The 24,560-nt window shown below is 70.5% G+C and carries 19 protein-coding genes and 1 pseudogene; 14 read left to right on the top strand and 6 right to left on the bottom strand.

Features of this window, described 5'->3' with window-relative positions:
* Positions 1 to 63 precede the first annotated feature (63 nt).
* Complete coding sequence (locus AB0N80_RS05995) at positions 64 to 825, top strand: SDR family oxidoreductase (RefSeq protein ID WP_315993455.1); 762 nt, start codon at positions 64 to 66, stop codon at positions 823 to 825.
* A gap of 166 nt (positions 826 to 991) precedes the next feature.
* Here the strand turns inward: AB0N80_RS05995 and AB0N80_RS06000 are convergent, their stop codons facing one another.
* Positions 992 to 3,517, bottom strand: a complete 2,526-nt coding sequence (locus tag AB0N80_RS06000; protein ID WP_363578132.1) for a family 78 glycoside hydrolase catalytic domain — start codon at positions 3,515 to 3,517, stop codon at positions 992 to 994.
* A complete protein-coding gene (locus AB0N80_RS06005; protein WP_363578134.1) occupies positions 3,514 to 4,824 on the bottom strand; it encodes a DUF3863 domain-containing protein in 1,311 nt (436 codons plus the stop codon). Before AB0N80_RS06005 ends, AB0N80_RS06000 begins: the two co-directional genes overlap by 4 nt.
* 179 nt (positions 4,825 to 5,003) lie before the next feature.
* Between AB0N80_RS06005 and AB0N80_RS06010 the strand changes: the two genes are divergently transcribed.
* The 7 genes from AB0N80_RS06010 to AB0N80_RS06040 all read left to right on the top strand — a co-directional run bounded on the left by AB0N80_RS06010 (position 5,004) and on the right by AB0N80_RS06040 (position 15,202).
* Positions 5,004 to 6,266: an extracellular solute-binding protein gene (locus AB0N80_RS06010; protein ID WP_315993452.1), complete on the top strand. Its 1,263-nt coding sequence runs from the start codon at positions 5,004 to 5,006 to the stop codon at positions 6,264 to 6,266.
* A gap of 64 nt (positions 6,267 to 6,330) precedes the next feature.
* On the top strand, positions 6,331 to 7,596 hold the full coding sequence (locus tag AB0N80_RS06015) for an extracellular solute-binding protein (RefSeq protein ID WP_363578136.1): 1,266 nt from the start codon (positions 6,331 to 6,333) through the stop codon (positions 7,594 to 7,596).
* 267 nt (positions 7,597 to 7,863) lie between these two features.
* Positions 7,864 to 9,933 (top strand): DUF6259 domain-containing protein, encoded by a 2,070-nt coding sequence (locus tag AB0N80_RS06020; protein ID WP_363578138.1) that lies wholly within the window; start codon positions 7,864 to 7,866, stop codon positions 9,931 to 9,933.
* Entirely contained in the window at positions 9,930 to 10,919 is a 990-nt protein-coding gene (locus AB0N80_RS06025) for a sugar ABC transporter permease (protein ID WP_363578140.1), read from the top strand. The genes AB0N80_RS06020 and AB0N80_RS06025 overlap by 4 nt, the downstream gene beginning before the upstream one ends.
* On the top strand, positions 10,916 to 11,776 hold the full coding sequence (locus AB0N80_RS06030; RefSeq protein WP_363578142.1) for a carbohydrate ABC transporter permease: 861 nt from the start codon (positions 10,916 to 10,918) through the stop codon (positions 11,774 to 11,776). The genes AB0N80_RS06025 and AB0N80_RS06030 overlap by 4 nt, the downstream gene beginning before the upstream one ends.
* A gap of 4 nt (positions 11,777 to 11,780) precedes the next feature.
* Positions 11,781 to 14,504 carry a sugar-binding domain-containing protein gene (locus AB0N80_RS06035; protein WP_363578144.1) on the top strand — a complete coding sequence of 908 codons (2,724 nt, stop codon included), beginning with the start codon at positions 11,781 to 11,783 and terminating at the stop codon, positions 14,502 to 14,504.
* The gene (locus AB0N80_RS06040) at positions 14,501 to 15,202 is read left to right on the top strand and encodes a peptidase E (RefSeq protein WP_363578146.1); all 702 of its coding nucleotides are present in this window, start codon (positions 14,501 to 14,503) and stop codon (positions 15,200 to 15,202) included. The genes AB0N80_RS06035 and AB0N80_RS06040 overlap by 4 nt, the downstream gene beginning before the upstream one ends.
* Before the next feature lie 143 nt (positions 15,203 to 15,345).
* Here the strand turns inward: AB0N80_RS06040 and AB0N80_RS06045 are convergent, their stop codons facing one another.
* Together AB0N80_RS06045 and AB0N80_RS06050 are read right to left on the bottom strand one after the other, a co-directional pair.
* Positions 15,346 to 18,429, bottom strand: a complete 3,084-nt coding sequence (locus AB0N80_RS06045) for a chitobiase/beta-hexosaminidase C-terminal domain-containing protein (RefSeq protein WP_363578148.1) — start codon at positions 18,427 to 18,429, stop codon at positions 15,346 to 15,348.
* 256 nt (positions 18,430 to 18,685) lie between these two features.
* Entirely contained in the window at positions 18,686 to 19,147 is a 462-nt protein-coding gene (locus AB0N80_RS06050) for an SRPBCC family protein (RefSeq protein WP_363578150.1), read from the bottom strand.
* 147 nt (positions 19,148 to 19,294) lie between these two features.
* Between AB0N80_RS06050 and AB0N80_RS06055 the strand changes: the two genes are divergently transcribed.
* The 4 genes and pseudogenes from AB0N80_RS06055 (at position 19,295) to AB0N80_RS06070 (ending at position 20,551) form a co-directional block, all read left to right on the top strand.
* Entirely contained in the window at positions 19,295 to 19,570 is a 276-nt protein-coding gene (locus tag AB0N80_RS06055; RefSeq protein WP_363578152.1) for a hypothetical protein, read from the top strand.
* Positions 19,571 to 19,626: 56 nt separating this feature from the next.
* A complete protein-coding gene (locus AB0N80_RS06060; RefSeq protein WP_363578154.1) occupies positions 19,627 to 19,980 on the top strand; it encodes a hypothetical protein in 354 nt (117 codons plus the stop codon).
* A gap of 93 nt (positions 19,981 to 20,073) precedes the next feature.
* Positions 20,074 to 20,265, top strand: a pseudogene (locus tag AB0N80_RS06065) (nucleoside deaminase); the annotation flags it as partial.
* A gap of 70 nt (positions 20,266 to 20,335) precedes the next feature.
* Positions 20,336 to 20,551: a hypothetical protein gene (locus AB0N80_RS06070; protein WP_315993438.1), complete on the top strand. Its 216-nt coding sequence runs from the start codon at positions 20,336 to 20,338 to the stop codon at positions 20,549 to 20,551.
* Positions 20,552 to 20,657: 106 nt separating this feature from the next.
* Here AB0N80_RS06070 and AB0N80_RS06075 read toward each other — a convergent pair whose 3' ends face one another.
* Both AB0N80_RS06075 and AB0N80_RS06080 read right to left on the bottom strand, forming a co-directional pair.
* Complete coding sequence (locus AB0N80_RS06075; RefSeq protein WP_363578156.1) at positions 20,658 to 21,038, bottom strand: VOC family protein; 381 nt, start codon at positions 21,036 to 21,038, stop codon at positions 20,658 to 20,660.
* Positions 21,039 to 21,131: 93 nt separating this feature from the next.
* The gene (locus AB0N80_RS06080; RefSeq protein ID WP_363578158.1) at positions 21,132 to 21,827 is read right to left on the bottom strand and encodes a WYL domain-containing protein; all 696 of its coding nucleotides are present in this window, start codon (positions 21,825 to 21,827) and stop codon (positions 21,132 to 21,134) included.
* 264 nt (positions 21,828 to 22,091) lie between these two features.
* On the opposite strand from AB0N80_RS06080, the gene sucC reads away from it, so the two are divergent.
* Positions 22,092 to 23,255, top strand: coding sequence for an ADP-forming succinate--CoA ligase subunit beta (gene sucC / locus AB0N80_RS06085; protein ID WP_363578160.1), 1,164 nt, complete (start codon positions 22,092 to 22,094; stop codon positions 23,253 to 23,255).
* Between the two features lie 17 nt (positions 23,256 to 23,272).
* On the top strand, positions 23,273 to 24,175 hold the full coding sequence (gene sucD / locus AB0N80_RS06090) for a succinate--CoA ligase subunit alpha (RefSeq protein WP_315993434.1): 903 nt from the start codon (positions 23,273 to 23,275) through the stop codon (positions 24,173 to 24,175).
* The last annotated feature ends 385 nt before the right edge of the window (positions 24,176 to 24,560 follow it).

Consider the following 24,560-nt stretch of genomic DNA (forward strand, 5'->3'; position numbering starts at 1 on the left):
TCCATGTAGTATGGCTACATCTTAGCGGACTCGCGCTCCATGGTGGAGTGCCGAAGGGGGACGATGATGTACCGGGAACGGCTGGAGCTGACGGATCGCGTCGCGGTGGTCACGGGAGGATCGCGGGGGATCGGCCTCGCGGTCGTGACCGCCCTCGTGGAGTTCGGTGCGCGCGTCGTGATCGCCGACGTCCTCGACGAGGCCGGGACGGAAGCGGCATCCTCCTTCCCCGACGGTCGGGTGTCGTACGTGCACCTCGATGTGACCGACCCCGCCGCCGTCGAAGCCGCCTTCGCGGACGTCGCGCAGCGCCTCGGGTCCGTCGACGTGCTGGTGACCTCGGCGGGGATCGCCAACCACCAGCCCTCCCTCGAGCTGGAGCGCGAGACCTGGGACCGGGTGCTCGCCGTCAACGCGACCGGAACCTTCTGGTGCGCCCGCGAGGCAGCCCGCCACATGCAGGATCGCGGCGGATCGATCGTCGCGATCGGCTCGATGTCGGGCGAGCTCGCGAACGCACCTCAGCGCCAGGCCGCGTACAACGCGTCGAAGGGCGCCGTGCACCTGGCGGTGAAGTCGCTGGCCATCGAGTTCGCCGAGCAGAACATCCGCGTCAACGCGGTCGCCCCCGGCTACGTCGGCACCGACCTGACCAAGCAGGGCGTCCCCGACGAGTGGTGGGACGACTGGGTGCGGCGCACGCCGATGGGTCGGCTCGGGGCCCCCGAGGAGATCGGATCGTTGGTGGCCTTCCTGGCATCCGATGCCGCGTCGTACATGACCGGTTCGGTGGTGATGATCGACGGCGGTTACTCCGCCTGGTGAGCCGTCGAGCGGCCCGCGCCGGCTCCCCGACCGGGGTGCGGCGCGGGCCGTTCTCGTGCGCGGGAACCGGATGCGGTGACGGGCGGTGCGGACCGCTGTCCCGCCCGTCGCGGCACAGGGCACGACCGCGACGCGTCGAATCCGATCGCGTCGACGGCCGCCCCGGTCATCCCGCGAGGACGGCGGTCCCCCGCCGCGCCCGCATCTCGTGCGTTCCGGCCTCGATGCGGCGGTGCAGCCCCGGGAGCTCGATCTCGGCGATCACCCCGATCGGCACGGTGCACGCGAGCACGACCTCGTCGCCCTCGAGGTGCCACGCGACCGACAGCTCGCCGTACGGCGTGCGCACGGACGCGTCGGCGCGCGCGAGCGATGTGCCGATCATGCGCGGGGCGATCCGCGCGCGCCGCCAGCCCGGCTCGAGCGGCGAGAGACCCGCGACGTCGGCGTAGAGCCAGTCGTCGAGCGTGCCGAGGAAGTAGTGCCCGCGCGAGCGCGACTCCTCTCTCCAGTGCTCCCAGAGCGAGGTCGCGCCGCGCTCGACCCAGAAACCCCAGCTCGGGAAGGTGGTCTGCAACGCCACTGCGAGCGCCGTCTCCCCGTGGCCGTAGCGGGTGAGCTGGGGGAGCAGGTGCTTCGTGGCCAGGGCGCCGGTGGAGAGGTGGTGGCCGCGTTCGACGACGTCGCGAGCGAGGCGGTCGGCGGCGGCCTGCCGATCGGCCTCGGGCAGGACGTCGAAGGCGAGCGCGAGCACGGTGTGCGCCTGCCGGTACCCCGCGTCGCCGACGCCGCGCACCTCGCCGCTGTCGGCGTCCCAGAACTCCCGGACGAAGGCGCGGCGCGCGGCGGATGCCGCGGTGCGCCACTCGTCGACCTCGCGCCCCAGGACGAGGGCCATCTTCGCGGCCGCGTCGCACATCGCGATGACGAAGGCCGTCGCGGCGATACGGGTGTCCTCGGGCGCGTTGCCGCCGCCGGCGTCCGTCTCGGGGCTCACCCAGTCGCCCAGGGTGGTGTCGGAGAGACCGTCGACCGCTCGCGCGATCTCGAAGCGCAGGTAATCGCTCGCGTCGGCCCAGACGTCGGCGAGCACGCGCTCGTCGCCCCGCTGGCGGTAGATCTCCCACGGCACGAGCAGCAGCGCCGAGTGCCAGGTGGGGGCGGGCGACCAGTCCATGTGCCAGCCGCCGTGCGGGGCGATGACCTCGGGAGCTCCCGCGCCGTGGCGGGAGGCGGCGATGTCGTCGGACCACTTGGCGAGCAGCTCGTGCACGTCGAGGTTCAGCAGCATCATCTCGGCGCCCACCATGCCGTCGCCGGTCCACCCGTTCTTCTCGTACTTCGGGGTGTCGGTGGGCAGCCCGTGGAGGTTGTTCAGGATCGTGCGGACGGTGAGTTCGTGCAACGTGTCGAGCAGGGGCGACGAGCTGGAGAAGCTCCCGGTGCGCGGCGCGCGGGTGTGCACGACGCGCGCTCGCAGGGCGGGCAGCATCCGGGCGCGCACCTCCACGTGCTGGAACCCGTACCAGGTGAATCGCGGATGCCAGCGCACGGGCGCATCCGCGAGCGTCAGGCGCGCGGTCTGGAACCGCCCGTCGAAGTACCCCTTCTCGTCGTCGTAGTTGGGCGTGCCGTCGGCGCGCAGCGTCTCGCCGAAGCGCAGCTCGACGACGGCTCCGTCGTCGGCGTCGGCGGCGACCTCGACCCACCCGGCGATCACGCGGGGGAACGACACGACCCACCGATCCTCGGCCAGGGCCGTCACCGACACCGGCTCGAGCAGGTCGCCCTCGACGATCGGCGGCTGACGCTGGGGCACGGGGCGTCCCCGGGGTCCGTCGACGACCGGAGCCGGCATCCACTCCCCGTCGTCGTACGCGGGGGTGCTCCAGCCGGGTCGTTCGCGCCGCGCGTCGTGGTCCTCGCCGGCGTACAGGTCATCGAGGAGCGTCGGGCCGGATGCCGTGCGCCAGTCCGGCCCGCTCACGACCACCCGCTCGCCGGCCGCGCCGCGCACCACGAGCAGGACGCGCGCGCAGGGGTCGGCGTGCCAGGGGGCGCGTTCCCAGTCCCAGGTGTTGCGTCCGCGCATGCCGTAGAAGCCGCGGCCCAGTTCGAGCCCGAGTGCGTGCGATCCCGGCTGGAGGCGATCGGTGACGTCGACGACGGTGTACTGCGCGGTGACGTCGTAGTCGGTGAAGCCGGGCCCGAGCACGCCGTCGTCGACGGGCCGCCCGTCGAGCTCGACCCGCGCCAGCCCGCCGGCGGCGATGACGAGGAACGCCTCGTCGACCTCGCCGTCGATCTCGAACGCCGTCCGCACCAGAGGGGCCGCGATGGTCTCAGGGGGACCCGCCACGAAGAGGGCCCCGCGCCAGTCGCCGTCGGTGACGGCGGTGACGAATGCGCCCGAGGCGACGGCGTCTCCCGCGGTCGTGGTGACCACGACCGTCCAGGCGTAGCGCCGCAGCGGCTTCAGTGCCGGCCCCTCGTAGGCGACGTCGACGCTCCGCTCGGAGTCGACGCGGCCGGTGCTCCACACCGTGCCGTCGCGGTCGGCGACGGTGAGGCGGTACGACAGCTGGCGCGCGCCCGGAACGTCGCTGCGCAGCACCCATCCGAACCGCGGATCGCCGCCGACGCCGACGGGGTCGACCGTGTGCTCGACCGTCAGGTCGCCGACCGCGATCACGCGCGCACCTGCAGCTCGGCGCGCTCGGGGGCGTCGGCCCAGGTGTTCTCGAGGGCGGCCTCGACGTCGGGGTGGGCCTCGAGGAAGCGACCCCACGCGACGGGGCGGTCCTGCGGACGGGTCTGTTTCTGGTTGATCTCGCCCAGCAGGCTCCAGCGGCGGTCGCCGAGCTGCGTCGGTTCCCGGGGGGCGTCGAGGTAGGACGTGTAGTCGAAGACGTCGACGTCTGCGCCTGCGCGCACGACGCCGAGGCGGAAGTCCGCCGTCATGAACCAGGTGACGGTCTCCCCGGCGCGCGAGCCCTGCACGCCCGACCCCGACTGCTGCAGGAGGTAGGCCAGGCCCTCGTTGTCGGGGTGGCGCTGCCGCCACTCCTCGCCGAAGGCCCCGATCGTCGTCACCTCGAGGTCGGTCCACGTCTCGCGGATGCCGCGCAGCCAGCCCGTCCACGCGTCGAGGGTCGTGGGGTCGTGCGCCAAGCCGCGCGCGACCTCGCTGATCTCGTAGTTGACGGTCAGCCACCCCAGGCCGTTGCGCTGCACGTTGCGATCGTTCAGATGGGCCTCGCTCGTGGCGTACAGCTCGCGCAGCGCGTCCTCTCGGGGGAGGCGGTGCAGGGTCTCGATGGGCCCGAGGCCGAGACGCGAGTTGAACGCCGTCGACATCCCCGCCCCGCGGGCGGCGACGAGGTCGACCGTCCAGCCGTCGAGCTGCACCGCGTCGATGCGGTCGTCGCCGCGGCCGGGTACGAGGAAGTGGTTCCGGGAGGGGTAGTAGGGGTACGCGAGCGAGCCGTCGCCGTCCTGGAGGTCGATGTCGAACTGACTCCAGATGTTGCCCTGCACGGTGCGGATGCCGAGATCCCGGGCGCGGGAGATGTTCTCGGCGGCGAGGAACCCGGCGACGAGAGAGGTGGTGGCCCGGTCGAAGGACGCGTGCAGCAGGTCGACGGCATCCGAGATGTCTCGGGCCACCTCGTCGCGCGAGCCGTACAGATTCGCGAAGAAGCCGCCCGGGACGAAGGTGACGTCGTCGCCGTGCTCCGTCGCGATCCGCGCGAGGGTGCGCCGGATGTCGCGGTAGCGCGGCGAGTCGTCGGTCAGTGCTCCCCACGACAGGGCCCAGGTGAGCCGCGCGTCGGGCACCGCGCTGCGCACGGCGTCGGAGAAGCGTTCGACGAGGGCGGCGGAGTGCAGCGGCGTCTCGTCCTCCCACAGGGAGCGGTCGCGCGTCGCTTCGATCTGGTGACGCCGCACGATGGTGTTGATGGTCAGTCGGCGGCCGATCGGCGTCGAGGGGAAGTCCATGAGGCGACACCCTATTAGCCGGAGGCGTCGTCTGCGTAGTCTGACTAGCGATTGCTCTGCAATCCAACCCGTTTATCTCGAATCAGGTGGCGTTCACTCCCCTTTTGTGTAGTATCGCTACCGACGTACTCCGGTCGCAGCGGCGTGACCGGCGATCACTGAAGATGAGGGGACGAGCCATGACGAAGTGGCTGAAGCACACGGCGATCGCAGCCGTGACGTTGACGGCGGTGGGCGCGCTCAGTGGGTGCGCCGGGGGTTCGAGCGGAGGCCCGACCGAGCTCAGCTTCCTGATGTGGGGGGACGGGGGCGACACCCAGACCGCCTACGAGGACGTCATCTCGAAGTTCGAGGAGGCCAACCCCGACATCACGGTGAACGCCGAGTTCTTCAACACGAACGACTACGACAACATCCTCAAGACCCGCCTCTCCGGCGGCGCGGGGCCCGACATCTACGGCTTCGACCTCGGCAACATCAAGACGTTCGTCGATGACGGTTTCGCCGCTGACCTCTCCGACGGCGGAGAGAGCTACCTCTCCAAGCTCACCCCGGAGGCGGCGAAGGACAGCCAGCGCGAGGGCGGCACGTACAACCTGCCGATCTCGCTCTCGGGCAACGGCATCATCTACAACAAGGCGCTCTTCGCGCAGGCCGGCATCACCGAGACGCCCACGACCTACTCCGAGCTCCTCGCCGACTCGAAGAAGCTCTCCGACGCCGGCGTGATCCCCTTCGCGATGAGCGCGCAGGACAACTGGTGGCCGCAGTTCATCGTCTACTACGCGCTCGCAGAGCACGGGGCGAACGAGGAGCTCGGCGAGCAGATGGCCGCGGGTGAGACGACGTTCTCGCAGAGCGACGCCTGGGCGGAGTCGCTCGACGTGGTGCGCGACCTGACGCCGTACTACATGCCCAACCCGGTCGGCACGAGCCAGACCGCCGCGCAATCGGCGTTCCTGGGCGGCCAGGCGGCCATGTTCCCCGCCACCTGGATCCTCTCCGACGCCCGTGAGGCCGGCCTGGACCTCGGCTACATGAACTTCCCGACGGTGGACCAGCCCTCCGACGACCTGTGGGGCACCTACCAGGTGCGCTTCGGCCTCAACCCGAACAACGGCGACGACAAGCTCGCCGCGTCGCAGAAGTTCCTCGACTTCTTCCTCCAGGACGACACCTACAAGACGTTCCTCGACAAGGTGAAGCTCTTCCCGACCACCGAGGGCGTGGAGATCGGCGCCGACGTCGACCCGCTCTTCCCCGACATGCAGGCCGCGTGGGAGGGCAAGACCTTCGTGGCGGCGTTCTCGCCGACCGATCCGAGCATCCAGGACGCGTTGCTCGTGGGCCTGCAGAACATCATCAGTGGGCAGAAGAGCACTGAACAGGTGCTGGGCGACCTCGACCTCGCGCTCGAGCAGTACCGCGCCAACAACCGCTGAACATCCGAACCGCCTCGCTCGGGAGATCCCGGGCGAGGCGGTTCCTTTTCCGAAAGGCGCTCTCATGCCCCGCTCCCTTCCCCTGACGGCCGCGGCCGCCACCGCCCTGGCCGGACTCGCCGTGGCATCCCTCACCGGATGCCAGTCCGCCGCGAGCGACGAGACCACCCTGAGCTTCCTCATGTGGGGCGACGGGGGCGACACCCAGAAGGCGTACGAGACGGTCATCGACGCGTTCGAGGCCGAGAACCCCGGCATCACCGTGAACGCGGAGTTCGTCAACACGAACGACTACGACAACGTGCTCAAGACGCGCCTCTCCGGCGGTGCCGGCCCCGACGTCTACGGCTTCGACCCGAAGAATCTCACCGATTTCGTGCGCGACGGCTTCGCCGCCGACCTCTCGGGCGCCGACTTCTTCTCGCGGCTCGACGACGCGGCGGCGCAGGAAGCCCGTCGGGGAGCGGACGGGGATGCCGCGTACTCCGTGCCCATCTCGCAGTCGGGCAACGGCATCATCTACAACACCGCCCTGTTCGAGAAGGCGGGCATCACCGAGGTGCCGCAGACCTACACCGAGCTCACGGCCGCAGCCGAGAAGCTCTCGGCGGCGGGGATCACGCCGCTCGCGATGAGCGCGCAGGACAGCTGGTGGCCGCAGTTCGTCGCCTACTACGCGATGGCGCAGCACGTGTTCCCCGACGATCCCGGCGCGATCGAGGAGCTGCTCGCCGGGGAGAAGACCTTCGCGGACATCCCCGGCTACGCCGCGTCGCTCGAGGTCGTGAAGGACCTCGTCCCGGCGTACATGCCCGATCCGCTCGGGACGAACCAGTCGGCGGCGAAGTCCGCCTTCCTCACCGGTCAGGCGGCGATGTTCCCCGCGACCTGGATCCTCTCCGATGCGCGAGCGGCGGGGGTGGAGCCCGGCTACATGAACTTCCCCACGCTGGACGCCGATGTCGCCGACATGTGGGGGAGCTACCTCGTCGCGTGGGGGATCAACCCCGAAAACGATCGCGTCGAAGCGGCCGAGAGCTTCATCGACTTCTTCTTCCAGGACGACGTGTACACCGACTTCCTCACCTCGGTGAAGGCGTTCCCCACGACCGAGGGCATCGACGTCTCGGCGAACGACCCGCTCTTCCCCGCGATGACGGCGGCGTGGGAGGGGAAGACCTTCCGCCCCGTCGTGATCCCCGCGCACCCGCAGCTGCAGGAGACGCTCCTGGTGGGCATGCAGAACCTCATCGCGGGCCGCGCGGACGTCGACACCGTGATCACCGAGCTCGATGCGGCGCTCGTCGAGGTCCGCGCGAACGCCGACTGAGACGCGACGGGTCGCCGGTCGAGCCGGTACCCGTGGCATCCGCCTCCGTCATGTCGTGTTCGGGGCGCGATTCTCCGTTCGGGGCGAGTGTCTCCCGCCCCGAACGGCAGAACGCGCCCCGCACCGTCGATGGGGAGAGCGGCTGCTCGAGCGGAACGGTAGCGCGGCTACGCGAAATGGTGAATTCCTGCGTGGATGCCGGATCCGCAGCATCAGAATCGCCCACCACATGTAGTATGGCTACACAACGAGAACGAGGATGTGCTTGTGACCTCCCTGCTGACGATCGCCGACGATCGCACCACCGCGACGTTCGACCCCGAGACGGGCGGATTGCGCGCTCTCGACGGCCCGAACACCGGTCTCGCGCCCCTCGCGGGCGGGCGTCCGTCGCTGTTCGTGATCGAGATCCCGCGGGGAGGCGACCGCACGGTCGTCGTCGAGACGGCCGCGCAGACGTTGACGCACGTCGAGCGGGAGGGTGACACGGCGCTGCGCCTGGTGTGGCGCGATCCCGTGACCTCCGCCGGCGAGCGGCTGACGGGTGAGATCGTCGTCGGGGCGCGCGTGCGCGACGGGGTGCTGCGGCTGTCGCTGTCGTTCCACCTCGACTCCGGCGGCGTCGAGGCCGTCCGCTTCCCCTCGCTCGGCGGCATCCGTCCGGTCGAGGGCGCACTCGAACTCCGCGGCGTCGACTACTCCACGGGGACGCGCGTATCGCTGCTGCCGGTGTTCGACTCCAACGCCCCCTACTGGGGAACGCTGTACCCCGACTACGCCAGCGGCAACCTGCGCCCCGAGCTGGTGGGGACGCCGACGTCGCCCTTCGTCGTGCTCGCGAGCGAAACGGGCGGGCTCACGGTGCAGCCCGCTGCCCGCACCCTCGACTTCATCGGCTGGCGCGCGAGCCTCGTCCCGGGCTTCGCCGACAGCCTGCGCCGCACCGCGGCCGACGATGCGGCCGTCACCCTCGACGCCATCCACTTCCCCCAGGGCGAGGGAACCGAGGCCACGCTTCCCGAAATGGCTCTCGCGCCGTACGCGGGGGAGTGGCAGGACGGCCTCGCGGCCTACCTGCCCACGCAGGAGCCGACCCGGCGGAGCGCGGCATCCTGGCTCCAAGAGCCGCGCTCGTGGCTGCAGGTGCAGCTCATGTCGACCGAGGGTGAACCCCGCTACGACTTCGACGCCCTCGTCGACATCATCGAGGAGTGCGCGCGCGAGGGCATCGGCGCGATCCAGATCGTCGGCTGGAACGAAGGCGGTCAGGACGGTCTCGTGCCCCGGCACCGGCCCGCCGCGAAGCTCGGCGGCGAGGAGGGTCTTCGCCGCGCCCTGGACCGCGCGCGCGAGCTCGACGTCGCCACCGTGCTCTACGTGAAGTACGTCTGGGTCGAGAAGCCCGGCCCGCTGTGGGACGAGCTCGAGCCCTTCGTCTCGCGCGACGTCAACGGGCAGCCCTATGCGCAGCCCGGTCCGGTGTACCACTCGTCGCGCAAGCGCTACGGCATCGCGACCCCCTGGTACGTGCCGCTGTGCTTCGGCGTCGAGGCGCTGCGCCGCCGCTTCGCCGACGAGGTCGCCGAGATGGCCGCGTGGGGGGCCGACGGCATCCTGGCGGATGAGTCGCTCTATCACGGTCGTGCGCTGCTGTGCTTCGCCGACGACCACGGGCATCCGGTGGGCGCGAGCGCGTTCACGTGGGATGCCGACGTCGTCGAGGAGATCCGCGCGGGGCTCGGCGACCGCGCCGACACCTTCGTCATCGCCGCCGAGGGCGCGTACGACGACCAGTTCGCGCACTACGACGTGTCGTACTTCCGCAGCGCCTCGCCGACGCACCGCCCGCTCGGCCGGCAGCTGCGTCCCGATGCCCGCATCGTGACCGCGCTCACCGGGTTCGACGACCGCTCGATGGTCGCGCAGTGCCTTCTCTACGGGTACGCGATGAGCCTCGAGCCGTACAACTTCAAGGGTCGACCGGGCGACATGCCCGCGACCGTGGCCCTCGCCCGTGCGGCCGACGCGCTGCGCGAGCGCCACCGCGACCTGCTCTGGAACGGGCGCCTCGTCGCCGACCACGACGTCGTCGCCCACCGCCCCGACGGCACGGTCCACGACCTCCTCACCGTGTGGGAGGGGGCCGGCGGCACCCGCGCCGTCGTCGTGGCCACCTACGACGACGAACCCCTGTCGCTTCACCTGTCGGGTCTCGGCGCGGCCGAGACCGACGACCTCGACGGGCGCCGCGCCCCGGTCTCGGACGGGCGCATCGATGTGCCCGCCCGGGGCGTGACCGTCGTCATCCCCTCTTCCGACTCGATTGGAACGCTATGAGCAGCACACGCGTCGAGGACCCGCGGGTCCTCGCCCTGGACGACCCCACCGCGACGCAGGCGGTGACCACGCGCTCGCTGAAGGCGCGCCTGTGGACCGGGCGTTCCACCGCGGGCAGGTTCTGGATCGCCGTCGCCCCCGCGCTGGTGCTCTACACCGTCTTCACGGTGTATCCGATGGGACAGGTCATCGTCGCGAGCTTCACCGACGCCCGCGGGTTCAACCGCGCGTGGGAGTTCGTGGGAGCGGACAACTTCGTGCGCATCTTCTCGGGCGACCCCGTGCTCATGGAGGCGATCGGCAACACCGCGATATACGGGTTCTTCAAGATCATCGTGCAGACGATCCTGGCGTTCCTCATCGCGGTGCTCCTGCACCGCCAGCTCCGGCTCGGCAACATCTACCGCGCGATCTTCTTCGCACCGATGGTCATCTCGCCCGTGGCGATCGTGTTCACGTGGAGCTTCATGTACGACCCCACGTCGGGCACGTTCAACACGCTGTTGCGCAGCATCGGTCTCGGCGGGCTCGCCCAGGACTGGCTCGGCAACTACGACCTGGCGCTGTACAGCGTCATCCTCGTCGACCTCTGGAGCGGGCTGGGCTTCAACGTCGTCATCTTCCTCGCGGGGCTCTCGACCATCCCCGGCGAGATCCTCGAGGCGGCCAAGGTCGACGGCGCGCGGGGCTGGAAGGCGATGCGCTTCATCACGATCCCGCTCATGATCCCCTCGATCGGCCTCGTGCTCGTCCTGTCGATCAACGGCGCGCTGCGAGCCTTCGACACCGTCTATCTGATGACGAGAGGGGGACCGGGCAACTCGACGCAGCTGTTCATGACGCAGGTGTTCCAGGAGGGCCTGGTCAACAACAACTTCGGCTACGCCTCGGCGATGGCCGTGCTCGTGCTGATCGTGCTGATCGCGATCGCCGCCGTGCAGAACAGACTCAACAACCGCGTCGCCGCCGAGGAGGGCAACCGATGAGCACGCAAGCCACCCCCCGCGTGGACACGCGGTCCCTGCTCCGCCTGGCCCGCCGCCTCCCGATCAACCTGCTGCTGATCGTGCTCAGCATCGCGATGATCTACCCGATCGTCATCATCGTCATCACGGCGTTCAAGCCGAACCTCGAGGTGCTGACGAACCCGACCGGTCTGCCGCAGGCGCCGACCTTCGACAACTTCGTCACCTCCTGGCAGGATGCCGGGTTCGCGAACCTCTTCTTCAACTCGGTGCTGCTGACGGTCGTCAGCATGACCGTCGCCACCTTCGTCGCGGCGCTGGCGTCGTACGCGATCGTGCGTCAGGCCACCCGCATCGGCTCGGGCGTGTACCTGCTGCTGGCGGCCGGTATCTTCCTGCCGATGCAGCTCGCGCTCGTACCGCAGTTCCGCGTCGTGCGCGACCTCGGCCTCATCAACAACTACGCCGGCGTCATCCTCATCTACATCGCGGGTGCGCTGCCCTTCGGCGTCTTCCTCATGGCGGCCTTCATGCGCCAGGTGCCGAAGGAGATCGTCGAAGCCGCGGTCATCGACGGCGCGGGCTACTTCACCCTCTTCCGCCGCATCTTCCTCCCGCTGGCCCGCCCGGCGATCGCGACCTTCTGGGTGCTGCAGGGCGTGGGCGTGTGGAACGATTACCTCGTCCCGCAGCTGCTGCTCACCGACCCGTCGAAGCGCACCCTGACGACGGGCGTGCTGTACTTCAAGGCGCAATACCTCGCCGACTGGGGCAACATCATGGCGGCCGTGCTCATCATGAGCCTGCCCATCCTGCTGCTGTTCGTCTTCGCGCAGCGTTTCTTCGTCAGCGGTCTGTACGCCGGGGCGGTGAAGTGAGGGCATGACCTCGCTCGACGACCGGGAGAGGGCGCGGTCGCTGGCCTCGCCGCTGTACGGCGACCGCTGGGTGCAGGATCACGCGACCCTGCCCGTCTCCGCGCCGCCCGTCTCGGCGCGGGGCGGCGGTGCGCTCGCCGTCGACCGCGACGTGGTCCCGCTCGACGGCGAGTGGCTGCTCGCGGGCGCGCCCGCGGGCCGGGAGTTCGCGATCGAGCGGTGGTTCGCCGGTCCGCGACCGCCGGCGCCGGTGGGCTGGCACCGACCCGACACCGACCGCTCGGACTGGATCCGTGCCGCCGTCCCGGGAACGGTGCAGGCGGCCCTGACCGCCGCGGGCGAGATCCCCGACCCGCTGCTGCACGACCACACCCACGCGGAGCTCGTCGCGCACGGGGCGCCCGCCGAATGGCCGTGGCACTTCCGGCGCACCCGCGTCGAGGAGCAGCAGTGGTGGTACGCCCGCCGATTCGACGTGCCGGCGTCGTGGCTCGGGCAGCGCGTGCGCCTGTCGTTCGACGGCGTCGACGACGCGGCATCCTTCTGGCTCAACGGCGAACCGATCGCCCGCCACTCCGGCATGTACGGCGGTCCCGACATCGACGTGACGGCCCTGCTGCGCGGGGACGGTACCGACGAGATCGTCGTGCGCATCGACCCGCCCCCGCGCGACTGGCACGGGGTGCTCAAGCCCTCACCCGGGTGGGGATGGCACTACGGACACCTCATCTCGATGGGGATCTGGCGCGCAGTGCGCCTGGAGCGCGTGCCCGACCTCGAGCTCGAGGATCTGTTCGTCTCGACCGTGCACGCCGCCGAGGGGGCGGCGCGGATCCGCGTGCAGTGGGACCTGACCGCTCACACCGACGGCGGTGCCGCCCCGACCCGCATCCGCGTGCTCGACCCCGACGGGACAGTGGTCTCCGACGTCACGGCGCAGGTCGTGGCGGCCCGCGGCACGTCCCGGCACGCGGTCGAGATCGACGTCCCGGACGCCCGGTTGTGGTGGCCGTTCGGGTACGGGGCGCAGCCGCTGTATCGCGTCGAAGCGGCGGTCGACGGGTCCGCGCGCACCGTGTCCATCGGCATCCGCACCGTCGAGATGCGCGCGCTGCCCGAGGTGTCGGGCGACGACGTGTACGACTGGCGGTTCGTGGTCAACGGCCGGCCCCTCTTCCTCAAGGGCGCCAACTGGTGCTTCACCGATCCGATGGCGCGTCGCGGATTCGACGTCGACCGGCACATCCTCGACCTGTGCGTGCGGGCGAACCTGCAGATGCTCCGCGCCTGGGGCGGCGGCACCGTGGAGAGCGACGCCTTCTACGACGAGTGCGACCGTCGCGGCATCCTGGTGCTGCAGGAGTTCCCCCTCAGTTTCGGACTGGATGCCACGGGCGCCACGCTCGCCACCGTCGACGCGCAGGCCTCCCGCATCGTGCGTCGACTCCGCTCGCATCCCTCGCTGGTGATGTGGGGCGGGGGCAACGAGAACCCCGACACCGTGTCGGGCGATGACCTGCTCACCGTCATCGGCACCCGCGTGCGGCAGTACGATCCGACGCGTCCGTTCCACCGCACCGACCCGTGGGGCGGCAGCGAGCACTACTACGGCGTCTACCACGAGGGTCACCCCGTCGAGGCGTACGCGACGCACGTCCCCCCGGTGTTCGGGGAGTACGGGCTGTCGAGTCAGTGCGACCTCGACAGCATGGCGCGCTTTCTCGATCCGGCGCTGCTGGAGCAGTGGCCGCCGCCCGCGCACGGCGCGATCCTGCAGCACCAGGCGCAGTTCTCGCTGTTCGACCTGTTCAAACAGGCGCGCTACGCCCATTACGGACCGCTCACCGATTGGGCCACGTTCGTCGAGTACTCGCAGCTCGCCCAGGGCGACGCGCTGCGCTTCGCGTCGGAACGGCTGCGTGCGCACGCGGGTACCCGCACGTCGGCGTATTGGTTCTACAAGGTCGGCGAGGTGTTCCCCGGCGCGTCGTGGGCGATCGTCGACTACTACGGCCGCGCGAAGCTGTCGTACTACCGCGCGCGGCAGTTCGGTGCGGCGCAGTCGGCGTTCGCGGTGTACGACCGCACCGCGCTCGAGGCGGGCGAGGTGCTCTCGGCCGAGGTGCACGCGTCCAACGACACGCCCCACCCCCTGACGGCGACGGTGAGCGCCCGCCTCTACGACGCCCGCTTCGGCGTGATCGCCGAGCGGTCGGCCTCCGTGGATCTGGATGCCGACGCCCACGCGCGCGCGTTCACCCTCGACGCCGAGCTTCCCGACGACGGTCCCCTCGTGCTGGCGGTGTACCTCCGCGACGCGGACGGGGCCCGCATCTCGTCCGCCTGGTACGCGCTGAACGCGCAGCCGAAGAGCGCCGAGGCGACCGCGATCGAGGCGCTGCCGCTCGACGAGCTGGCCGACCGGCCGATCGAGGAGCTCCTCGCGCCCTACGCCACCGGCCCGGCGCCGCTGAAGGAGCAGCCGCGCACGCGGCTCGAGGCCCGCTGGGGAGACGGCGTTCTGCGCGTGCGCAACGTCGGCGACGTGCCCGCGCCCCTCGTCCTCGTCGACGGGTTCCCCACCGCGTTCGGCACCTGGCTCGACGACAACGCCTTCGGGCTCGAGGCGGGGGAGGAGCGCGCGATCGCGTTCGCCCTCGCCGGCGCCACCTGGCCCGATGCGCGCGTGCGCGCGTGGAACGCGGATGCCGTGGAGGTGAGCGCGTGAGCACCCCTCGGATTCTGGCCACGTGCGGCGGGTGGGCCGACACGTCGTGGGGTGACGTGGCCTTCGGTCCCCTCCTGCACCACGCTCTCGACCTCACCGGCGTCGAGGGCAGGCCCCGCGTGGTCTTCATCAACACGGCCGGCGGCGACCAGCGGATCGACGAGGGGCGAGAGCTCGCCGCGGCGATGGTGTCGGGGGTGGATGCCGTTCACCTACGGCTCTACGGCCGCACGGTCGTCGACTTCCGCGAGGTCCTGCAGTCGGCCGACCTCGTCTGGACGGGCGGGGGGAGCGTCGTCAACCTCTTGGCGCTCTGGCGGGCGCATGGCCTCGACACCGCCCTGCGCGATGCGTGGCGCAGCGGCGTGCTGCTGGCGGGAACGTCCGCGGGCGCGCTGTGCTGGCACGAGGGCGGTCCCACCTCCGGATTCGGCGAGGTGCGGACGATCGACGACGGCCTCGGGTTCCTCCCCGGCTCGCTCGGGGTGCACTACGACTCGCAAGCCGAGCGGCGGCCGGCCCTGCGGCGGGCGGTCGACGCGGGCATCCTCCCCGGTGGCTTCGGCCTCGACGAGGGCACCGCGGTGCTGTACGAGGGCGACCGGGCCGTCGACTTCGTCACCGAGCGCGCGGGCGGGCGCGTGCACCGCGTCGATGCGCACGTGCCCGACGAACCGGTGCCCACGCGCCTCCTCTGAATCGGTGTCCGTGCGTCGCCGACGCCGCGACCCGACCCGTCGGAGCCGGTGCGCCCGCGGCATCCCGCCCGCGATCGCGACTCGTGTCGGCGCCGCATGCACGACGAAGGCCCGGACCGAGAGGCCCGGGCCTTCGTCGTCCCTCAGGGGACGGGCGTCAGCACGACCGCGTCGACGAACGCCGTCGCGTCTCCCGTCGCGGCCGAGCCGCGGAACGTGATCTGCCGATCGCCCGCCGCCACCGTGAACGTCGGCGAGGTGTGCGCCGTGAACGTGTTCGTCGGCGGGGCGAAGCTGTCGACCACCGTTCCGTCGACCACCACCTGGATCGTCTGCACCGCGCTGTACCCGGGTCGACGTGACGCCTGGTAGCTCAGCGTGTAGGTGCCGGCATCCATCTTCAGGGTCTGCGCGAACGACCCGTGCTCACCGTTGCGCGACTGCAGCAGGGCGGTCTGCGTGCCCTCCGGGGCCGTCGGTGCGCCGAAGGCGCTGCCGTTGCGCTGAATGCCCGAGCGGCCCACGAACGACCACCCCTCGGTGAACGGCGCCGACTTGACGCCCGTCGTGGACGGCGCCTCGAAGCCCGTGTTCGACAGCGTCGCGGGCTCCGGGGCGACGGGGGCCTCGATGCGCACCGCGTCGAGGAACGCCGTGCGATCGCCCGAGGGCGCGGTGGCCCGGAAGGTGATCGTGTGGCGTCCGCCGGTCGAGGTGAACGCGTTCGAGCGCTGCGTCGTGTACGAGCTCGTCGAGCCCACGGCGAACGACCCGATGACCGTGTCGTCGTAGAGCACGTCGAAGCTCTGCGCGGGGTAGCCCGAGCGGCCCGACAGGGCGAACACGACCTGGTAGTCCCCCGCGGGGAAGGCCACCTGCTGCGAGATGGTGCCCTGCACCCCGCCGTCGGTCTTGAGGTAGGCCACCTGCTGACCCTCCGGCGGCGTCGGCGGGCCGAGCGGCCCCTGACCGTTCTGGATGCCCGAGCGGCTGTCGAACGTCCAGCCGTTGGTGAAGGGCCCGGTCTTGGACTTCGTGCCGCCGGGCTTCTCGAACCCGGCGTTGGTGAGGGTGACCAGCGGGTACGACGACGGCAGCTCGGGGCTGACGTAGCACCGCTGCGTGCCCGAGGGGTTCGGGTCGCCGAGGGTCGCGGTGTCGCACGACACCGGACCCGTCTTCGCCTGGTAGCTGAACAGTCCGTCGCCGCCGAACGCGACGCTCTGCTGCCCCGAGAAGAAGCACTGGCCGCCCTCGTTCGCGCAGAGGGTGTAGCCGTCGGGACCCTCCGAGACGCCGCCGACCTTGAAGAGGCGGCTCGTGACGCCGGACGGTTGCCTGTTCGCCGCGAAGGCTGCCGCGCGGTACAGCTTCGTGGAGCTCTCGGCCAGGATCACCGGTCGCTCGTACAGCGTGGAGCTCGCGGTCGGTGCCGAACCGTCGGTGGTGTACCGGATCTGCGCGCCGGAGGTCGCCGTCGAGAGCGCGAGCACCTCGGACCCGGCGTACACCCCGCTGTCGAGGTCGAACTGCACGGGGTCGACCCGCGCAGACGTCAGCTGGGGCGTGACGGTCACGAGCGCGATGCCCGACGAAGTGGAGTCGGCGGTGCTGGTCGCACGCACGGCGATCTTGCGCTCGGAGTCGACCGCGGGCGGCGTGTAGACGCCCGAGCTCGACACGGAACCGTTGCCCGAACCCTCGACGGACCACGTCACGCCGGGAGCGCCGTCGATCACGTCGGCCGTCAGCTGCACCGTCGAGCCCGACGCCACGGTCGGCTCGACGTCTCCCATCCGCACCTGCACCGCGGGGTCGGCGGTGGTGTACACCGCGAACGAGTAGCCGGTCCCGAGGTCGTCCGAGAAGCTCGTGCCGGCGGGAAGGGTGGCCGAGACCGCGGGCAGGAGCGCATTGGCATCCGGCACGAGATCATCGGAGTACACGACCCGGTGGAAGTCGGCGTCCACCGTCGTCCCGCCGAAGTCGACGGTCAGATCGGTCGGGGCCGCCCCCTTCGACTCCACCAGCACGGTGTAGTCGCCCGCCGCGTCGCGGAAGGCCGCGGACCGCACGTCGGACGACGACGACGTGGATGCCAGCACCTGGCTGTGCGCGGGGATGTACCGGTTCAGCAAACCCGCCGACAGGAACGTCTTTCGCGGTTCGAGCCCGAGGGGGAGGGCGTCCCACATGTTGTAGGTGCCGTTGGTGTCGCCGTCGGGGTCGACGGTCCAGGTGCCGTTGAGCTGCCAGACGAGCATCGAGTGCAGGCCCAGGTTCGCTCCGGCGATCACGTAGTTCACGTAGCCGGAGTTCCACCCGCTCGCGTTGTCGTCCGACCAGCCGAACTCCGACATGTTGACGGGCTTGCCGCCCGCGACGTTCTTCCGGGCGTTGATGCTTCCCGGCACGGAGCCGTACGAGTCGCCGTAGGTGTGGAAGCTGTACTGGTCGAACGCATCACCGCCGTTCTGCGCCATGTAGGTGGTCCACGCGGGGGCGCCGGTCTCCTCCGGGCCCCAGATCTCGACCTCGTCGCGCAGGCCGTCGGCGACCAGGCGCTGGTGCACGGCCTGGGCCATCTGCACGTACGCGGCCTGTTGATCGCCCGGCGCCTCGAAATCCCAGCTGCCGTTGGGCTCGTTGTAATACGTCAGGTACTTGACGTTGTCGTAGCCGCGCACGTTCTTGAGCTGGTCGATCAGAGCGGACGCGGATGCCGCGTACGCGGCGTTGTCGGCCGGGGCGCTGGTCCACGGGTCGACCCCGGGGATCGAGAACCAGTCGTGCACGGTCGAGCCGACCTTCCACCCGAAGTTCAGCTCGATGTCGGTGCCGGCGGCCTGGAAGGCGTCGAGGTAGCGGTAGAACGCCTTCATCCGATCGCTGTCCCACGTGTAGACGCCCTTGTCGGGCTCCATCCAGTCGATCTGGAACCACACGCGGGCGACCTTCGGTCGAATGGTCGCGATGCGCTCCGCATCGACCGCCCAGTCGGCGTCGGAGTACCCGAAACCCCGTGAGCGCTCCATGAGGGCCGAGGGGATGACGTTCACGCCGATGCCGAGGAAGTCGTCCTGAACCACGGTGCCGGTGTCGACCGAGACGGTCGCGGCGTCCGCCGCCGTGGCGGGGCCGGCCGACCCGGCGACGGCCAGTGCGGCGATCACCCCGCCGATGGTCATGAGGGCTGTGCATCGGCGCAGCCGGGGGGAGGGTCTCATCAAGGCTCCATCTCCATTGAGGGTTGATAGAGGTAGTTGTACTACAGAATTTCAGTCCGAGAAAGGGAATCGGGTCAATCGAGAGCGCTAATGGCACCTCAATGGGTAGTGAGGCTACTCGGGGGGGGGGGGGGCGTCTCACCACCGCGAGGCCCCCTCGCGAGACGACGCCTCGACTGCCGCGGCCGTCAGCCCGCGGCCGGCCGCCCGCTCCCGCGCACCGGTTCGGTGACGGGCGCCGTCGACGCGCACCGCCTCAGCTGGTCCCCGCCTCCAGGAAGGATGCCGCCAGGTGCGCGTTCCGGCGCGCGATGAGGCGGCGCAGATACGGCACCAGGATGAGGCGCTCGACGATGACCCCGAAGACGGGCGAGGCGAGCTCGATGGTGTCGGTCATCTTCGTTCCCCCGCCCGGCGTCTGCTCGAAACGGTGCTCATGACGGAAGGAGCGGAACGGGCCCCAGACCTGCTCATCGACGAAACGGGAGGGCGCGCGCATCTCCGAGATCCGGGCGGTCAGTGTGAACCAGACGCCCAGATGGCGGGCGCGGAACGTCACCGTGTCGCCGAGGCGCATCGGCCCCTCGGTGGTCCCGGCGATGGCTCGCTCCCTGCTGTCTCGCATCGATGCGACGTGTGCACCGATGTCGCGCGCGAGATCGAACACCGCGTCGGGTCTGGCGGCCATGTGCGTTTCGAGCGTGAAGCGGGAGGGCATACCCTCATCCTCTCCGCTCGCGCGGGTCGCGGCGGAGACCGCATCTCGCGTGCCTGCCCCGCACCGTCGCCCTCTCGGTCTCGCTCACCTCGGCCGTCGCGTCCGGGGTAGTGTCGGGGACTCACGCGGCGACGAGGGGGACATCGCATGGGCACGTCCGGATGGATCGAGGTCGCGTTCTGGGCGGCCATCGCCGTGGGAGTGATCGTGCGACTGTTCGCGGTGCTGCGCCGGCGGAGGAAGAGCGGGCGCGAGGCCCTGCGGTCGGCGTTCGGCCCGGTGGTCGACGCGGGCGCCGCGGAGTCGACGGCGTACGGCTGGACGCCCGCGTCGTCGACCGATCTGCCCGCGGTGTTCGGCACGGTGCAGACGGGCGAGTCCGATCCCGATCGCCCCCGCGACGTGCCCGACCCGCGGGCCTAGCGAACGGACAGCACCGGGCAGGGATGCGTGAGGGTGCGCACTCCACGCTCGGCGGCATGACCTCTCTCGACCCCGTCCCCGCCACCCCGCCCGCCGATTCGGCGTCCACGCCCCCGAGTCGGCGTCCACGCCCCGGGCGTCGGCTCGTGGCCGGTATCGGCGCGGGTGCGCTCGTCGTGGGTCTGCTCGTCGGCGGGGGCGCGGGCTTCGCCATCGGCGAGGCGTCCGGCGCCGCTGCGGCGACGTCGGGGACCATGCCCGATCTCGGTGGCGGGACCGCTCCGCAGATGGGCGGCAACCGCCCGGACTTCGGCGAGGGCACTCCTCCGCAGAGGGGCGAAGGCAGCCCCGACGATGGCTCGGGCGGCGGCACCGATGGCACCACCGACGAGTCGGGCACCTCGAGCTGAACGCTCCCGCTCCGTTCGTTCCGGCCCCCACCGCACCGGTGCGGTGATCGATCTGCCGGGCGATGGCGTCACCCGCCCTCATCGTCCGCATGGATGCCACTCGACACCGCGGACCTCGCCCACCTCCACCGCGCGATCAGGTTGTCGGCAGCGGCGCGCGAGAACGGCGACCACCCGTTCGGCGCTGTGCTCGTCACGGGTGACGGCCGGGTGGTCGAGGCCGAGAACACGGTGCTCACCGAGCGCGACGTCACCGCCCACGCCGAGACGAAACTCGTGCGACGGTTATGCAAGCACTATGTGCGATCGATCCGATCCCCCATAGGGTTCGCAGCACCTACCGAAGGAGTCCGTGATGACCGACAACCTCGCCGCCCCGTCCCCCGCTCGTCAGTGGTTGAAGGCGTTCTACAGCGCTCTGGCCGCCGCGATCGGCTACATCATCGCCGAGCTGATCATGCAGCACGACACCTCGTTCATCCTGATCGGGGCCCTGGCCATCCTGGCCGTGCTCACCCCGATCATCTACGCGATCAACCGCCGGAGCGGTCGCACCGCGCCTCGGCGCTGACCGGGGGCCCACCCGCCTCCGGCGTCGCAGCCGGGCGGCGGCCGGGGTCATCACCCCGGCCGCTGTCCGTGTCGGCGACGTGCGCGTCACCGGGGGTGCGCGTCGGTCATGCCGAATGGGCGGTGGGCGTGCTGAACAGGTTGACGACGTTGCCGTCGGGGTCGCGCACCAGCGCCGACCGGTTGCCCCACGGCATGGTGGTCGGTGCGAGGACGACATCCTCGCCGATGGGTGCGAGCGCGGCGAACGCACCGTCGACGTCGGCGACGTCGAACTCGACGATCACGGAGCGATTCGCCGCGGCGGTCAGGGCTGGGTCGAGCATCGCGACCGTTTCGACGCTCGCGATCGCGAGATTCGCGCCGGGGCCGCTGAACTGCGCGAAGACCGGGGAGGGACGCTCGGCCCGCCGACCGGTGACCCGCTCATAGAACGCGACGAGGCGGTCGACGTCGTCGGTGACGATTCGGATGGAGGTGAATGACATGGGATTCCTTCGGGGAGGAGACGGCGGACGGCTTCACCCTCGCCGACGGTGGCGACACCGTCCTGTCGGCGTTTACGAAATCCCGGTCGAGGATCAGTCGTCGATGACGGACCGCAGGCGTCCGTACGGGATCGTGAGGTCGGCAGCGCGGAGAGCGCGGCGCGGGGGCCGCTCGTCCGTCACGTCGAGCGACAGCATCCGATCGCCCCGGAACGCCCGGACCCCGTCGCGCTGCCGGCACCACGCGATGAGGTACCACTGCCCGTCCTTGCCGATCGATCCCAGCGGTTCGACGTCGCGGGTGGACTCCGCACCGCCGGCATCGCGGTAGCGGAGGCGCACGACGCGATCCGCGCGAAGGGCGGCCGCGAATGCCGCGGGCGCACCGCCGTCCTCCTCGCCCTCGAGAAGATGCACGCGCGACGCGAGCACACGGGCTCGTGCCGCTTCGTCGTCCGGCATGACCGCGAGCACCTTCCGGGCTGCGGTGCGGGCGGAATGACGGAACGGACTGCGTCCGAGTGCACCGAGCCCGATGAGCACCGCGAGGGCCTCGTCGAGGGTGAAGCCGGCCGGGCCCAGCGTCGCGGACGCATCGATGACGTACCCCCCGGTCCGGCCCGGCTCCGCCCAGATCGGCAGCCCCGACTGCTGAAGGGCAGCGAGGTCGCGCTCGATCGTCCGCACCGACACCTCGAATCGTTCTGCGATGCGGCGGGCACTCAGCGGTCGAGGGGAGACGGCCCGGAGCTCTTCGACCAGGCCGTAGAGACGATCGGTTCGGTTCACCGACCCATCATCGACCGTTCGCGCCCGACTGTGCGCCGGCCTCGATGATCACTCATCGCGACCTCGGTCGAACGACGGCGGATCGCGCGCCTCGCACGTCCGACGATCGTGCGGAGACCCCGGGACGAGGGCATCCCTCCGATCGAAGGGGTGAGCGTCGAGGCGATTCAGCCCCGTCTAGTAGGGTTGACCCCTGGTGAAGATCTCTTGATATCAAGAGATCTCGCCTCCTCCCACCACCGATCGCCCAGCGAAGGATTGTCCGTGGATCTCTACGAGTACCAGGCACGTGATCTGTTCGAAAAGTACGAGGTGCCGGTACTCGCCGGCATCATCGCCGACACCCCTGAGGAGGCGAAGGCGGCCGCGGAGAAGCTCGGCGGTGTCGTCGTCGTCAAGGCTCAGGTCAAGACCGGAGGCCGCGGCAAGGCCGGCGGCGTGAAGGTCGCGAAGAACCCCGATGAGGCGTTCGAGGCGGCGCAGGCCATCCTCGGCCTCGACATCAAGGGTCACGTCGTCAAGCGCGTCATGGTCGCCGCCGGCGCCCGCATCGCCAAGGAGTTCTACTTCTCGGTGCTGCTCGACCGCGCCAACCGCTCCTACCTCTCACTGTCCAGCGTCGAGGGCGGCATGGAGATCGAGGAGCTCGCCGTCGAGCGTCCCGAGGCACTCGCCCGCATCGAGGTCGACCCGCTCGAGGGCATCACCCCCGAGAAGGCCCTCGAGATCGCGAAGGCCGCGAAGTTCGACGACGAGCTGGCCCCCGAGGTGGCCGACGTCTTCGTCAAGCTCTTCAACGTCTACAAGGGCGAGGACGCCACCCTCGTCGAGGTGAACCCGCTCATCCAGAGCGAGGACGGCGACATCATCGCCCTCGACGGCAAGGTCTCGCTCGACGAGAACGCCGGTTTCCGCCACCCCGAGCACGAAGAGCTCGAAGACAAGGACGCCGCTGACCCGCTCGAGGCCAAGGCCAAGCAGCACGACCTCAACTACGTCAAGCTCGACGGTCAGGTCGGCATCATCGGCAACGGCGCGGGTCTGGTCATGTCGACCCTCGACGTCGTCGCGTACGCCGGTGAGAAGCACGGCGGCGTCAAGCCCGCCAACTTCCTCGACATCGGTGGCGGCGCCTCGGCGACCGTCATGGCCGCCGGTCTCGACGTCATCCTCGGCGACGAGCAGGTCAAGAGCGTCTTCGTCAACGTCTTCGGTGGCATCACCTCGTGCGTCGCCGTGGCCGAGGGCATCGTGAAGGCCCTCGAGATCCTCGGTGACACCGCGACCAAGCCGCTCGTCGTCCGTCTCGACGGCAACCAGGTCGAAGAGGGCCGCGAGATCCTCGCCGCCGCCAACCACCCGCTCGTCACCCTCGCCGCCGGTATGGACGAGGGCGCCGACAAGGCCGCCGAACTGGCCAACGCGTAAGGGATAGGGACAGAAACATGTCGATCTACCTCAACAAGGACTCCAAGGTCATCGTCCAGGGCATCACCGGCGGTGAGGGCACCAAGCACACCGCCCTCATGCTCAAGGCCGGCACCCAGGTCGTCGGTGGCGTGAACGCCCGCAAGGCCGGCACCACGGTCTCGCACAAGGACGCATCCGGCAACGACGTCGAGCTCCCCGTCTTCGCCTCGGTCGAAGAGGCCATGCGCGAGACCGGCGCCGACGTGTCGATCGCGTTCGTGCCCCCGGCCTTCACGAAGGACGCGATGGTCGAGGCCATCGACGCCGAGATCCCCCTCCTCGTCGTGATCACCGAGGGCGTGCCCGTCGGCGACACCGCCGAGGCCTGGGCGTACGCGAAGTCGAAGGGCGAGAAGACCCGCATCATCGGCCCGAACTGCCCCGGGATCATCACGCCCGGTGAGGCGCTCGTGGGCATCACGCCCGCGAACATCACCGGCAAGGGCCCCATCGGCCTCGTGTCGAAGTCGGGCACCCTGACCTACCAGATGATGTTCGAGCTGCGCGACCTCGGCTTCTCGACCGCCATCGGCATCGGTGGCGACCCGGTCATCGGCACGACGCACATCGACGCCCTCGCGGCGTTCGAGGCCGACCCCGAGACCAAGGCCATCGTCATGATCGGTGAGATCGGTGGAGACGCCGAAGAGCGCGCCGCCGACTTCATCAAGGCCAACGTCACCAAGCCGGTCGTCGGCTACGTCGCCGGCTTCACCGCTCCCGAGGGCAAGACCATGGGCCACGCCGGCGCCATCGTCTCCGGCTCGGCCGGCACCGCCCAGGCGAAGAAGGAGGCCCTCGAGGCCGCCGGCGTGAAGGTCGGTAAGACGCCGTCCGAGACCGCGTCGCTGATGCGCGAGATCATCGAAGCGCTCTGACGTTTCGCCCGAAGGGGCCCGGATGCCACGGCATCCGGGCCCCTTCGTGTTCCCGGGGGCTGGCGGCGGCGCGGCTATCCGCGCCGAAGCTGCGCGAGGTCGCACGATCGGGCCGAGTGCACACGTCGCGGGGCTGTCCGATCGTGCGACGTCGTGCCGGACGTGTGATCTCGGCGGATTCTGCGGAGCGCGTCCCGGTCACACGCCGGTGCGGTTGCGGCTCAGCGCGGCGCGAGATCGCACGATCGGCGCGAGAGCACAGGTCGGGGGGGGGGGGGGGGGGGGGCGGGCGGGGGGGGGGGGGGGGGGGGGGGGTTGTGGTGTGGGGGGGGGGCCCGGGGAGCGGGCCCGCGTGCGAGGCCGCCCCCCCCCCCCCCCCCACCCG

This window comes from Microbacterium sp. NPDC089188, from assembly GCF_040685155.1.
Lineage (GTDB): Bacteria > Actinomycetota > Actinomycetes > Actinomycetales > Microbacteriaceae > Microbacterium > Microbacterium galbum.

What these genes read in the sequence shown, in the direction of transcription:
- AB0N80_RS06030 (WP_363578142.1), top strand. Translation starts at nt 10,916, where the DNA reads ATGAGCACGCAAGCCACCCCCCGCGTGGACACGCGGTCCCTGCTCCGC.
- AB0N80_RS06010 (WP_315993452.1), top strand. Translation starts at nt 5,004, where the DNA reads ATGACGAAGTGGCTGAAGCACACGGCGATCGCAGCCGTGACGTTGACG.
- AB0N80_RS06050 (WP_363578150.1), bottom strand. Translation starts at nt 19,147, where the DNA reads ATGCCCTCCCGCTTCACGCTCGAAACGCACATGGCCGCCAGACCCGAC.
- AB0N80_RS06060 (WP_363578154.1), top strand. Translation starts at nt 19,627, where the DNA reads ATGACCTCTCTCGACCCCGTCCCCGCCACCCCGCCCGCCGATTCGGCG.
- AB0N80_RS06015 (WP_363578136.1), top strand. Translation starts at nt 6,331, where the DNA reads ATGCCCCGCTCCCTTCCCCTGACGGCCGCGGCCGCCACCGCCCTGGCC.
- AB0N80_RS06055 (WP_363578152.1), top strand. Translation starts at nt 19,295, where the DNA reads ATGGGCACGTCCGGATGGATCGAGGTCGCGTTCTGGGCGGCCATCGCC.
- AB0N80_RS06005 (WP_363578134.1), bottom strand. Translation starts at nt 4,824, where the DNA reads ATGGACTTCCCCTCGACGCCGATCGGCCGCCGACTGACCATCAACACC.
- AB0N80_RS06070 (WP_315993438.1), top strand. Translation starts at nt 20,336, where the DNA reads ATGACCGACAACCTCGCCGCCCCGTCCCCCGCTCGTCAGTGGTTGAAG.
- sucD (WP_315993434.1), top strand. Translation starts at nt 23,273, where the DNA reads ATGTCGATCTACCTCAACAAGGACTCCAAGGTCATCGTCCAGGGCATC.
- AB0N80_RS06075 (WP_363578156.1), bottom strand. Translation starts at nt 21,038, where the DNA reads ATGTCATTCACCTCCATCCGAATCGTCACCGACGACGTCGACCGCCTC.
- AB0N80_RS05995 (WP_315993455.1), top strand. Translation starts at nt 64, where the DNA reads ATGATGTACCGGGAACGGCTGGAGCTGACGGATCGCGTCGCGGTGGTC.
- AB0N80_RS06025 (WP_363578140.1), top strand. Translation starts at nt 9,930, where the DNA reads ATGAGCAGCACACGCGTCGAGGACCCGCGGGTCCTCGCCCTGGACGAC.
- AB0N80_RS06035 (WP_363578144.1), top strand. Translation starts at nt 11,781, where the DNA reads ATGACCTCGCTCGACGACCGGGAGAGGGCGCGGTCGCTGGCCTCGCCG.
- AB0N80_RS06045 (WP_363578148.1), bottom strand. Translation starts at nt 18,429, where the DNA reads ATGAGACCCTCCCCCCGGCTGCGCCGATGCACAGCCCTCATGACCATC.